Genomic DNA, 12,910 nt, shown 5'->3' on the forward strand with positions numbered 1-12,910 from the left:
CCGTCGCTCCGCCGGCCGGTCACGCACGGCGGTCCTGCACGGAGGTCAGCCCGAGACGCTGACTTCCGTGATGCGGCCACGGTAGTTCCCGTCGGTCGCCAGCGGGAGCTTGGTGAGCCAGACCAGAACGTACCGCGTGGTGACCGGCTTCTCCGCCTCGTAGGCGAGGCTTTCGCCGGTCTTCGCGGTGAGCTTGCGGAAACCGTCGTACGAGGCGGGCATGGTGGTCGTCCCCTCGGGCGCGGCAAGCAGCTCGGCGGACGTCTGCCCCTGGAACTGCACCTTCACGCCTCCGACATCCTGGGCCTTCCCGAGGTCCAGGATCAGCCCGACGCCGGGCTTGAGCTTGCCGAAGTCGGGCTGGCCGTAGTAGTTCCGCGTGTACCAGAACGTGTCGGGGTCGCCGTCGTACGCGTCCGGAACGGTCGCCGGATTCTCCGAGCCGTCGCCCATCGGATCGAAGTCCTTGGCCTCGACGATCTTGATGGGGGTGTTGCCCACGGGCTCCTGGTCGGCCTGCTCCGACTGGCCGGAGCCGCCGGAGGTGTCGCCGTTCATCAGGGTGTCGGCGACCTGCCAACTGCCCAGCCCCAGCGCCACGATGAGCAGCGCGGAGACGCCCCACTTCAGCGCCTTGCCCGTACGGCCCGGCAGCGCGGGCGGTGTGGCCTCGGGCGGAACCGCCCCCGGCCCGCCGCCCATCCGGCCGCCCGCGGCGTACACGCCCTGCTGGCGCGTCGTGCGCTGGTACGGCGGGGGGACGTCGAAGCTCTGCTCCGGCGGACGGATACGGGGAAGGGCGGCGACGGCCGTACGCAGCTCCTCCGGGGTCGCGCACGGCTGCTCCTGCCGGGACGCGGTGGCGCCGTCGTTGACGAGCGCGCGCATCGCCAGCTCGGACAGGCCGCGGTGGACGCCCGCCCGGACCTGCTCGGGCGGCAGCAGCGTCCCCATGTCGAGGCTGCCGACGCCGCCGAGGCCGTACGCGTCCTCCTCGTACGGCCAGCGCTGCGTCAGCGCGGCGTACAGCAGGGCGCCGATCGCCTCGGTGTCGGTGCGCTGCGGGTGCTCACTGGTGGTGCCGCGGAGGGCGGCGCTCACGGCGAGGCCGCGGACGCGGTACTGACCGGAGCCGGTGCGCAGGACGGATCCCGGGGTGAGGCGCAGATGCGCCAGCCCCTCGCGGTGCGCGGCGGTGAGCGCCTGCGCGAGCTGGGACACCAGTTCGTACGCCTCGTGGGCGGGGAGCGGGGCGGCCGCGAGGACCTCGGTCAGCGGGGTGGCGTCGGAGAGCCACTCGTGCACGACGTAGACGAGGTCGTCGTCCTCGACGGCGTCCAGGACCTGGACGAACCGGGGGTCGCCGAGGAGCGCGGCGGAGCGGGCGGCGGCGAGCACCGGGCGGGCGCGCGGGTGGTCGGAGGGGAGCAGGTGGACGCCGACGGCGCGGCGCAGCTTCTCGTCGACGGCGCGCCAGCTGCTGAAGCCGTCGAGGCGGGTGACGCACTCCTCCAGGCGGTAGCGCTTGGCGAGCTTGTGCCCGCTGTGCAGCTCGGGTGGCGCGAGGGGAGCGGCAGTGGTGGTGGCGGCGGGCGCGGACGCGGTGGTGGGGGCGTCGGCGGTGGACGCGGAGGTGGTGTCGGCGGTGGCCGTCGGGCCCGCGACGGACGGCGCCACGAGCGTCGGGGCGACCGCGTCGATCGGGGCGGTCGGCGCTTGGCCGTCGGCCGGGGCGAGCTGTGCGGTACGGGCGTCGCCGTCGTCGGCAGTCGTGGTGACGGTGGCGGTGGCGGTGGTGGTGGCGTCGGAACCGGTCGCACCGCCACGGGCTTCCGCCTCGGGCTCCGCTTCCGGGATCGGCTCCAGCGGTGTCGTGGGAGCGGTCTCAGCTGACCCGTTCGTGTCCCCGTGCTCCGGCTCCCCGCGTCGCGCGCCGTCGCGGTCGGCGTCCCCGCGCTCCGCCGCCGCGCTCCCCCCGGACGTTCCGTCCGCCGCGCGCTCCGTGCGGTCCCTGCCGTTGTGCCCTTCGGTCGAACCGTCGCCCGTGGCTCCGCCCGTCTCGCCGGACTGCGGCATCTGCTCACCGCTGGTGCTGGCCACGTCGACGGCAGCTGTGCTCCGTTCCGCCACCGTCGTTCCTGCCTCCCCATTCCATTGCGGCCGTTTCCGAGGAACAGCCGGATCCCATTGTGCCTACGGTCCGCCGTTATGCACGACACACGGTGGCGGTCGATGGTTGTGCTCGCGCCCCGCCTTACCGGGTCATCTGCCGAGTCTGCCCCGGACCATGCCGACCATGGCGTTCATCTCCTCGATGCGCATCCGCTTGCCCGCCAGGACGAAGACGACGCCCAGCGTCAGCCCGCCCGCGAGCAGCGAGCACACCGATCCGATCAGCCCGCTGCCCAGCGCGCCCGTCACGGCGTACGCGGCGCCGCCCGACGCCAGGGCCGCCGGGACGCTGGCGCCGCACAGCCGGGCGAAGGTGCGGACGACGCGTGCGCCGTCCAGGTCGCCGCCGAGCCGGGCGCTGAGCCGCCGCCAGGCGATGCGTACGCCGATGATGTACGCCAGCCCGTACGACGCCGCCATGCCGACGACCGCCCAGCGGGCGGGCAGCAGCAGGAAGCACAGTCCGGAGGCGGCGGCGTTGACGACGGCCACGATGACGGTGTTGTAGAAGGGCGTGCGCGTGTCCTCGTACGCGTAGAAGGCGCGGAGCACGATGTACTGCACCGAGTACGGGATGAGGCCGAGGCCGAAGGCCATCAGCATGTAGCCGATGGCCCGCGCGCCGTCCGCGCCCGCCGAGCCGAAGATGAACGTGCACATCGGGATGCCGAGGGCGACGAAGCCGAAGGCGATGGGCACGATGGCGACGGCCGAGTTCCGCAGGCCCTGCGAGATGTCGTCGCGCACGGCGCCGGTGTCGCCGTCGCTGGCGGCGCGCGCCAGCCGCGGCAGCAGCGCCGCCATCACCGAGACGGTGATGATCGCGTGCGGCATGGTCCAGATGAGCTGCGCGTTCGAGTACGCGATGTAGTTGGTGCCGGGGTGGCCGTCGTCGGAGGCGACGTCACCGGCCCAGGTGGACAGCTGCGTGACGACGAGGACCCCGGCCTGGTTGGCGAGGACGAACGCCACGGTCCACTTGGCGAGCTTCGCCGCCCGCCCGAGGCCGTGCCCGCGCCAGTCGAAGCGCGGCCTGATCCGGAAGCCGGCGGCGCGCAGGTACGGGACCATCGCCAGCGACTGCGTGACCAGGCCCAGCAGGGTGCCCACGCCCAGCAGCCGTACGCCCTCGGGCGGGATCGTCTCCACGTCCAGCGCGGAGTGGCTGGCGGAGCCGTACACCCAGAGGAAGAGGGCGATGGTGAAGATGATGACGACGTTGTTGAGGACCGGCGTCCACATCATCGCGCCGAAGCGGCCGCGGGCGTTGAGGATCTGGCCCATGACGACGTGGATGCCCATGAAGAAGATCGACGGCAGGCAGTAGCGGACGAAGGTGACGGCGATCTCGTTCGACTGCGGGTCGTTCGCGATCTTCACCGACATCAGCTTGACCAGGACCGGCGCGGCGACCACGGCGACCACGGCGAGCACGCCGAGGATGACGGCGACCAGCGTCAGCAGGCGGTTGGCGTACGCCTCGCCGCCGTCCTCGTCCTCCTTCATGGCGCGGACGAGCTGCGGCACGAAGACGGAGTTGAGGCCTCCGCCGACGGTGAGGATGTAGATCATCGTGGGCAGCGTGATGGCCAGCTGGTACGTGTCACCGAGGGTCGTCGCGCCGAGCGCCACGAGGATCAGCGCGGAGCGGACGAAGCCGGTGAGCCGGGACACCATGGTGCCCGCCGCCATGATGGCGCTGGACTTGAGCAGCCCGGCGGCCTTGCCCCCGGAACGCGGCGGCTCCGGTGCCGGTGCCTCGGTACGGCCCGGCCCGTCGCCGGAGGGGGGCGGGGCGCCGGTCGCGGCGGGGTCGCCCGGCGGGCGGGAGCTGGCGGGCTGCTGGTCGCGGAAGAGGTGCGCGAACGCGTCCTCCGGGTTCGGCTTGGTGCCCGACGGCGCGCCGTACCCGCCGCCGGGGTCCTGCTCGTAGCCGTGGCCCGCGCCGCCGTGCGGCATGCGCGGTGCCTGGGTCAGCAGGTCGTCGAGGCCCGTGAACTGGACGGTCGCCGGGTCGTCGCCGTACGGCATGTACTGCGAGACGCCCTCGGTGTGCGGCGGCGTCGGCGCGGGTGCCCAGTGGCGCGGGTCGGGGCCGTACGGGCCCGGGGGCGGCGGCTGGTACTGCTGCGCGCGCGGGTCGTGGTGGGGCGGCTGCTGGGGCGGAGGTTGCCGGTCGTGGGGCCGCAGGTGGTGCGTCGCCTGGTCCGGCGAGGGGCCGCCGAGGTACGGGTCGCGCTTGTACGCCTCCTCGCCGTACGCGCCCTGCGGGTACGGGTCCGGGTCCGGGGCGTAGGCGTTCTGCCCGTGGCCGCCCTGCGCGTACGGGTCCGGCCCGTACGCGTCGCGGGCGTACGGGTCCTGGCCGTACGGGTCCCCGCCCCGCGGCGGCCCGCCGTACGGGTCGTGGTCGAACTGCCCCTGCCCGTGCGGGTCCTGACCGTAGCCCGCGCGGGGGTCGGGGGCGTACGGGTCCTGGGCGTGGTCGCCGCGCGGATCGCCGTACTCCGGGTGCGGGGGCCGGGCGTACGGGTCGTCGGCGTAGGGCTGCTGCGCATACGGGTCGTCGGGCGGCTGATGGCCGCCACCACGATCACCGTCGTACGGCGCGTTCATCTTCGCTACCTACCCCTGCCCGTGCTCGGCCAGCTGACTCAACGGTCCACTTTCTCACCCGTGTCCCGCGGGCCGCTGCTTTCCCCGGAGGTGTCCGCGCCCCGCTCACCCGGGTGCTCGGGCGGGTGCCCGGACACCTCCGACGGTGAAGAGGACGGTTCCGAGGGGGTGTTCGGCTCCCGTACCGACCCGGCCGCCGGGGCGGCGCCGACACTTCCGGTGGCGTCCGCGTCCGGCTCCGGCCGCGTGTCGGCGGCTTCCGGGGCCTCGGGGGCCGTGCCGGTCTCCGCGCCCGCCTCCGCCGTCGCGTCCTCCGCCGCGCTGCGGCGCTTGCGCTGCGTGTACATCCGGATGCCCGCCAGGACCACGAGCAGCACGCCCACCGCGATCACCAGCAGCACCGTCGAGGTGATGGAGGTGACCTTGACCTGGAACGTCATCGGGGGACCGTACGGCTTGCCCTCCTTGGTGTAGAGCTGCGCGGTCACGGTCGTGAGGCCGTTGGCCTTGGCGGTCGAGCCGAACTTCACCGACTGGCTGTGCCCGCCGGTGACGACCACGGGCTGCTCGTCCCCGACCTCCAGACCGATGGTGCGGCTCGACGTGAGCCGCAGGACCAGGCCGTTGACGTCCTGGCGCAGGTTGTTCTGCACCGTGACGGGGATCGTGGCGCTGCGCCCGGACAGCGTCAGGTCGGACTTGGGGATCAGGCCGACCTCCTCGGTGAGGTCGTCGAGGTAACTCTGCACGGAAGCGCGGAAGTTCGCGGCGTCGGTGCGCTCCCCGCGCCAGGAGTTGGAGATCTCCCGGTCTATGGCGTTCCCGAACGGGGGCATCACACGGTCCTTGCGGGACAGGATCTCGCTGAAGTCCGCCAGCTTGACCTGCGTCCGCTGGATCTGCTCGAACGCGCTCGTCGGCAGCTCCTGCCCGCGCAGCGCCCTCGGGTACTCGCCGCCGCCCGGCACCGTACGCCGCGCCGCCGGGTCCGGCTTGGCCTTCGCCGCCTCGGTGAGGTCGACGGCCTGCGTCCAGCCGCCACCGCCGGAGAGCGCCTCGACCGCCTGCGCCATCGCCCGTACCTGCGAACCGGTCGGCATCCGCTGCGGTGCGACGACGATGCTGCGCTGCTGGTTCGGCACCTGGTCCGCGATGGCCAGGGTCTCGGCGAGGAACTGCTGCACCGCCTGCGTGGACGCCCCGGCGCCCGACAGGTCCCGGTCGAACGCCGTCGACAACCGGTGGTCGGCCACCACGGCGGTGGTGCCGCCGCCGATCGGCCGCGCGGCCGTCGGGGTGTACGGGACGCCGCCGCTCTCCTGGAAGCTGTCGCTGCGCCCGATGACGTGGTGCGCGCCGCCGGACGTCGCGACCTGGACGACGGACGAGTCGAGCGCGCCCTCGTACGGCCAGGCGAAGTCCGTGCTGGGCTTGGTGTGCAGGATGACCTCGACGGTGTCCGACGCCAGCTCCGTCGCGGGCCGCAGCCGGCTCAGCGCGCCCGGCACGGCGCGCCCGCGGTGCGCGAGGGACGCCAGGTCGGGGTCGGCGAACGGCAGCGCGACGACCTTCTTGCCGCGGACCGCGTCCTGGAGGTCCTTCAGCCACTGTCTCGCGGCGGCCTGCCCCTTGCCCGGCTCGCCCTCGTCGCCGGTCCGCACCTCGTACGACTTCGTCATGGCGTCGACGCTCGCCAGCAGGTCCGGGTCGACGACCCAGGTCACCGGCAGGTCGGCGCCCAGCTCCACCATCTGCTGGAGGCGACCGCCGGGGCCGATCGCCTCGGCCAGGTCGTCGTCGCGGAAGACGGACGTCTGCTGCTCGTCGGACTCGGTGCGGGCGGTGAGGTGGGAGGTGGAGACGAGCGGCCAGAGGTACGTCAGCTTCGTCTTCGGGGAGGACGCGGACGTCCGCCAGGGCAGGAACGTCCGCTCCACGCCCATGACCTGGTCGTACGGCTGCGCCTTGGTGTGCGCGGTGAGGGTCACGCTCAGCTGGTAGACGCCGCTGCCACCGAGGTCGAGGTCCCCGACGGGCACCTTCATGCTGAACTTCCGCGAGACGCCCGCCGGGAGCAGCGCCGTCTTCGCGCGGTGGCCGTCGACCGCGGTGCCGTCCGCGCCCGGCGCGTACCCCTTGCGGCGCGCGACCTCGTCGATCGCGCTGCGGCTGTTCATGGCGGGGCCGACGCGGAGGCCGATCTCGCCGCTGCTCACGGCCCGGTCGCTCTTGTTGGTGACCGTGCCGGAGACGGTGAGGGTGTCGCCCTTTCCGGGGACGGAGGGGGTCAGCCGGTCGAGGGAGATCTCCGTCGTACGGGAGCCGGTCGGCGCGTTCTGCCGCTTCTGCGCGGTGAGTTGGGCGCCCGTCTGCTGCCGCGCGTCCTGCCGCGCCGCCCCCGCCGTCCGTACGGCCTCCTGGGCCGCTGCCTGGGGCCGCGTCTGCGGCCGGGCGTCGGGAGAGGCGGCGGTGGCGGTCCCGGCCGGGAGAAGGGCGCACAGCAGCGGCACGGAGACGAGCGCGGACACCGCCGCCCGCCGCAGTCTGCCGCGGGCGGGAGCGGTCGGGGTGCCTCGCATCTCAGCCGCCTCGGCCACGCTTGTCCGTCCCGTCGTTCCGTCGTGGGTGTGTGGTGGTCCTGAGCCCCTGATGGTAACGATCCCCATCGGCGCGAAGTGCCGGGGCCGTCTCCCCGCGGTCCATGATCCACCGGGGGACGCCCGGACACGGCCCGGCAGAGGTCAACGTAACCTGTTCTGCTGTGCCGAACGCCAACGATGACAGCCAGCAGACAGAGCAGCGGCCCCCGCGGTCCGCGCGGCCCGAGGGCTCCGGTCGCACCGGGCAGCCCACGGAGCCCGCGAGTGAGCGGGGTGAGCAGGACGAGCGGGGTGAGCAACCCCAGGCCGCCGCCCAGGAGCTGAGCGGGGCACAACGGCGGGCCGTGAGCGAGCTGCTGCGGGTGTCCCCCGTCGCCGACGACCTCGCCCGCCGCTTCGCGCGGGCCGGGCACACGCTGGCGCTCGTCGGCGGTTCCGTACGGGACGCGCTGCTGGGACGGCTCGGCAACGACCTGGACTTCACCACGGACGCGCGTCCCGAGCAGGTCCTCGCACTGGTGCGGCCGTGGGCGGACGCGGTGTGGGAGGTGGGGATCGCGTTCGGCACCGTCGGCTGCAAGAAGTACGGGCCGGGCGCGGGCGACGCGCGGCAGCGGTTCGACATCGAGATCACGACGTACCGTTCCGAGGCGTACGACCGCATGTCGCGCAAACCGGAAGTGTCCTACGGCGACACGATCGAGGACGATCTGGTCCGCCGGGACTTCACGGTCAACGCGATGGCCGTGACGCTGCCGGAGAAGACGTTCGTCGACCCGTACGGCGGGCTGGACGACCTGGCGAGGCGGGTGTTGCGTACGCCGGGGGCGCCGGAGGACTCGTTCTCGGACGACCCGCTGCGGATGATGCGGGCGGCGCGGTTCGCCGCGCAGCTGGACTTCGAGGTGGCCGACGACGTCGTGGCCGCGATGACGGCGATGGCGGAACGCGTCGACATCGTGTCCGCGGAGCGGGTGCGCGACGAGTTCAACAAGCTGCTCCTGGCGCCCCGTCCGCGCAAGGGGCTGCGGCTGCTGGTGGACACCGGGCTCGCCGCGCGGACGGTGCCGGAGATCCCGGCGCTGCGGCTGGAGCGGGACGAGCACCACCGACACAAGGACGTGTACGAGCACTCGCTGATCGTGCTGGAGCAGGCGATCGACCTGGAGGAGGACGGCCCCGACCTCACGCTCCGGCTCGCCGCGCTGCTGCACGACATCGGCAAGCCGAGGACGCGGCGCTTCGAGTCCGACGGCCGGGTCTCGTTCCACCACCACGAGGTGGTGGGCGCGAAGATGACGCGGAAGCGGATGACCGCGCTCAAGTACTCCAACGAGCTGGTGAAGGACGTCTCCCGGCTGGTCGAGCTGCATCTGCGTTTCCACGGCTACGGCACGGGAGAGTGGACCGACTCGGCGGTGCGCCGGTACGTACGGGACGCGGGCCCGCTGCTCGCGCGGCTGCACAAGCTGACGCGTTCGGACTGCACGACGCGTAACAAGCGGAAGGCGGCAGCGCTTTCGCGCGCGTACGACGGGCTGGAGGAGCGCATCGCGCGGCTCCAGGAACAGGAGGAGCTGGACTCGATCCGGCCCGACCTGAACGGGAACGAGATCATGCAGGCGCTGGACCTGGCGCCGGGCCCGGACGTCGGCAAGGCGTACCAGCACCTCCTCGAACTGCGGTTGGAGCACGGGCCGCTGGGGCGGGAGGCGGCGGTGGCGGCGCTCAAGGAGTGGCAGGCCGCGCGGGAGAGCTGAGCGGCCCGCACGGACAACGCGACGGGCGGGGGCGGTGTTTCACGTGAAACACCGCCCCCGCCCGTGTGCTCGGGGTCCCCGGCCGTCCCGCGTCGCGGGCTCGGTCAGCTGGGCTTGTGGGGCTCCAGGCAGAGCGTGAAGAGCACGTCGCTGCCCTTGGTCTCGCTGTACTGCGCGTACTTCTCGCGGTCGCAGTCGGCCTTGCCGTCATGCTTCACGGCGACCTTGTACTCCGCGTCGGAGGAGGAGCAGTCCACGACCTCGACGTCGGGGGACATGTCCGTGCCCCGGTTGATGACGCAGTCGCCCTTCTCCGCCTGGTCGGCGTCGTCCTGACCGGCTATGTACGCGCCACCGGCCACCAGGAGCGCGACGGCCACGCCGACGCCGATGAGTATCTTCTTGGCCTTTCCGCCGCGGGGCGGAACGGGCGGCGGCGCCATCGGCACGCCACCGGGCTGGCCGTACGGCTGCGGGCCCTGCTGCGCGTAAGGGTTCTGACCCTGCTGCGGCGACTGTCCGGCTTGCTGGCCGTACGGCTGCTGCGGCTGCCCGTAGGGGGACTGTCCCGGCTGCTGACCGTAGGGGTTCTGGCCCTGCGGAGGCGGAGTCGTCATCGGGGACTTCCTCTGATGCTGAAGGAGTCGCACGGCGTGCGAGGTAACCCGCATAAGTTATCGATAAAGACCGGCCGGATCGGATCGTCGGGGCAAGCTGTGGCCGCGATGTGACAGTTGTGACACTCAGGCAATACTCCGGGAACGCCTGAAACGGGTCATGGCCACCGCGACGGAGAGATAGATTCCAGCCACCCCGACGACCAGAAGCGGCGACTGCCCGTCGTGCGGCAGCACCAGCGCGGCCACCGCGGCGGCGCCGACGAACGCCACGTTGAACAACATGTCGTAGAGGGCGAACACCCGGCCGCGGTACGCGTCGTCGACCGACGACTGGACGGCGGTGTCCGTCGTGATCTTCGCGCCCTGGGTGACGACCCCCAGCACGAACGCCGCGGCCATCATCGGTACGGGGGCGAACAGCAGCCCCAGGAGCGGTTCCAGGACGGCGGCCGCTCCCGCGCAGGCCGCGATCCAGCCGAGTTGGCCGACGCGCGCGACGGCCCACGGGGTGATGAGCGCCGCGACGAGGAAGCCCACGGCGGAGACGGCGACGGCCGCGCCGAGCCACTTCAGTCCGTCGTCGGCGGCGTCGCCGCCGCTGCCGGACCCGGCGCCGTCCGCGCCGTTCGCCCAGGAGTACCGGCACAGCATCAGCACCATGACCGTCAGCGCCCCGTAGCAGAAGCGCATCAGCGCCATGGAGGCGAGCGTACGGGCGGCCGTACGGCGTTCTGCCACGTGGCGCAGCCCTTCCAGCAGCCCGCGCGCCGTACCGGCGACGGCCGCGCCGAACCGCGGCTGCACGCGCGCCGGTTCGGGGCCCAGGGCATCGCGGGCCATGCGCAGGGACGCGAGTCCGGCGAGCAGGTAGACGGTGGCGGCGACGGTGACCACGAGCGCGTCGGAGGCGCTGCCGCCGGGGACCAGCAGCCGTACGACGAAGGCGACGCCACCGCCCGACGCGGCGGCCACGGTGCCCGCGGTGGGGGACAGCGAGTTGGCGATGACGAGGCGCTCGTCGTCGACGACCCGGGGGAGGGAGGCGGACAGGCCCGCGAGGATGAAGCGGTTGACGGCGGTGACCGAGAGGGCCGAGAGGTAGAACAGCCAGTCCGGTACGGCGCCGAGGATCAGCGCGGCCGTACCGAGCGCCAGCACCGCCCGCAGCAGGTTGCCGAACAGCAGCACCTGGCGGCGGCGCCAGCGGTCGAGGAGCACACCGGCGAACGGGCCCAGCAGCGAGTACGGGAGCAGCAGCACCGCCATCGCGGAGGCGATGGCCGCGGGGGAGGTCTCCTCCTCCGGGGAGAAGACCACATGCGCGGCGAGGGCCACCTGGAAGACGCCGTCGGCCAGTTGGGACAGCAGGCGTACGGCGAGCAGTCGCCGGAACCCGGAAAAGCGCAGCAGGGTACGGAGATCACCGGCGAGTGGCATGCGCCCACCCTCACACACCCGCGCGCCGTTTCACGTGAAACATCGATCACAGCGCCCGCGACGGGAACGGCGCCCCGCACCGCCCCACACGCACCGCCCCCACACAACGCCCGTCACCCGAGGCCCGGTTCACCCCGCGGACGGGCTGCCCCAGCGCACGTAGCCGCCCTCGAACTCCGGGGCGTGGCTGTCGTCCGAGGCCCGCCGCCCGTGGCCGGCGAGTACGAACCGGTCCGGCGCCCGGTCCAGCACGCCCCCCGCGGGGTCGTCGGAGCCGTCGCGGCGGACCACGTCCCGTTCCGGCAGCAGCATGTCGCGGACGACGACCGCGCACAGGTAGAGGGTGCCGACCAGGTGCACCAGGATCACGAACTGGTAGCCCTCGGGCGGCAGTCCGTGGTGCTTGTCACCGCTGGCGTTGTACGCGAGGTACATCCAGATGCCGAGGAAGTAGAGCACCTCGCACGCCTGCCAGATCAGGAAGTCGCGCCACCGGGGGCGGGCCAGTACGGCCAGCGGGATCAGCCAGAGCACGTACTGCGGCGAGTAGACCTTGTTGGTGAGGACGAACAACGCGATCACCAGGAACGCCAACTGCGGCAGGCGCGGCCGCCGGGGCGCGGAGAACGTCACGGCGGCGAGCGCCGCGCAGCCCAGCACCATGAGCACCATCGCGTACGTGTTGGCGTCCTCGATCGCGCTGCCCGTGCGCTGCGAGAGGATCAGCCAGAACGAGCCGAAGTCCACGGGTCGTTCCTGGCTGAACGTGTAGAACTTCTGCCAGCCGTCCCATGCCGTGAGCATCACCGGCACGTTCACCGCCGCCCACGAGAAGACCGCGCCGCCGAACGCCGCGCCGAACGCGCGCCAGCGTCCCGCGCGCCAGCACAGCAGCAGCAACGGGCCGAGGATCAGCAGCGGGTAGAGCTTCGCGGCGGTCGCCAGGCCGATCAGGACGCCCGCGGCCAACGGTCGGCTCCGGGCCCACATCAGCATCGCCGCCGCCGTCAGGGCGACGGCCAACAGGTCCCAGTTGATGGTGGAGTTGAGGGCGAACGCGGGGGCCATCGCGACGAGCAGCGCGTCCCACGGGCGGGTGCGGTGCGTACGGCTGACGCAGACGGCGGTGATCACGGCGCAGACCATGAGCATGCCCGCGTTGACCATCCAGTAGATCTGCTCGCGGTGCACGATGTCGTCGCCACCGGGGGTCAGCACGGCGGCGATCTTCATGAACAGGCCGGTCAGGACCGGGTATTCGAGGTACTCCATGCCACCGGAGACGTCCTCCGGGATGCGGTCGAAGTACGGGACGAGGCCGTCGGCGAAGCCGCGCCCCTGGTAGAGGTGGGGGATGTCGGAATAGCACGCGTGTGCGTACTGGCTGGTCTGCCCGAAGAACCAGGCACCGTTGTAGCAGGGCAGCTTCTGGAGCATGCCCAGGGCGAACGTGGCCAGCATGACGAGCACCGTGACGCGTACGGGTGTCCACCAGCCCGCGTCCCCCGACCGCCGTCCGGCGGGCCCGCCGATCAGCTCGCTCCCGGCGGCCGCCACCTCGTCGTGCTCGGTGGGCCGCACCTCCGCCCGGCCCCGCGGGGCCCGCTGCCGCGGCGCCCCGCCCGTCGGGGCCTGCTGCTGATGGTGCGCGCTCGTCATGCGCACATCCTGCCGCACGAAGCCCCCGCCGGGTCCAGCCAGACCC

At 72.7% G+C, this 12,910-nt stretch carries 7 protein-coding genes; 1 reads left to right on the top strand and 6 read right to left on the bottom strand.

From position 1 onward, the window contains the following. Positions 1 to 45: 45 nt before the first annotated feature. From D7M15_RS14430 to D7M15_RS14440, 3 genes are all read right to left on the bottom strand, one after another. Complete coding sequence (locus D7M15_RS14430; RefSeq protein WP_121517885.1) at positions 46 to 2,130, bottom strand: protein kinase family protein; 2,085 nt, start codon at positions 2,128 to 2,130, stop codon at positions 46 to 48. A gap of 132 nt (positions 2,131 to 2,262) precedes the next feature. Continuing rightward, positions 2,263 to 4,788: a murein biosynthesis integral membrane protein MurJ gene (murJ, locus tag D7M15_RS14435; RefSeq protein WP_121517886.1), complete on the bottom strand. Its 2,526-nt coding sequence runs from the start codon at positions 4,786 to 4,788 to the stop codon at positions 2,263 to 2,265. 38 nt (positions 4,789 to 4,826) lie between these two features. Then, on the bottom strand, positions 4,827 to 7,367 hold the full coding sequence (locus tag D7M15_RS14440) for a DUF6049 family protein (protein WP_206337365.1): 2,541 nt from the start codon (positions 7,365 to 7,367) through the stop codon (positions 4,827 to 4,829). Between the two features lie 341 nt (positions 7,368 to 7,708). On the opposite strand from D7M15_RS14440, the gene D7M15_RS14445 reads away from it, so the two are divergent. Then, positions 7,709 to 9,148 (top strand): CCA tRNA nucleotidyltransferase, encoded by a 1,440-nt coding sequence (locus tag D7M15_RS14445; protein ID WP_121520783.1) that lies wholly within the window; start codon positions 7,709 to 7,711, stop codon positions 9,146 to 9,148. Positions 9,149 to 9,252: 104 nt separating this feature from the next. Here D7M15_RS14445 and D7M15_RS14450 read toward each other — a convergent pair whose 3' ends face one another. The 3 genes from D7M15_RS14450 to D7M15_RS14460 all read right to left on the bottom strand — a co-directional run bounded on the left by D7M15_RS14450 (position 9,253) and on the right by D7M15_RS14460 (position 12,864). Next, positions 9,253 to 9,765, bottom strand: a complete 513-nt coding sequence (locus tag D7M15_RS14450; RefSeq protein WP_121517887.1) for a hypothetical protein — start codon at positions 9,763 to 9,765, stop codon at positions 9,253 to 9,255. 126 nt (positions 9,766 to 9,891) lie between these two features. After that, positions 9,892 to 11,205, bottom strand: coding sequence for an MFS transporter (locus tag D7M15_RS14455; RefSeq protein WP_121517888.1), 1,314 nt, complete (start codon positions 11,203 to 11,205; stop codon positions 9,892 to 9,894). A gap of 129 nt (positions 11,206 to 11,334) precedes the next feature. Further along, the gene (locus D7M15_RS14460; protein WP_121517889.1) at positions 11,335 to 12,864 is read right to left on the bottom strand and encodes a glycosyltransferase 87 family protein; all 1,530 of its coding nucleotides are present in this window, start codon (positions 12,862 to 12,864) and stop codon (positions 11,335 to 11,337) included. Between the last annotated feature and the right edge of the window lie 46 nt (positions 12,865 to 12,910).

It is taken from the genome of Streptomyces sp. Z26 (genome assembly GCF_003665095.1).
GTDB lineage: Bacteria > Actinomycetota > Actinomycetes > Streptomycetales > Streptomycetaceae > Streptomyces > Streptomyces phytohabitans.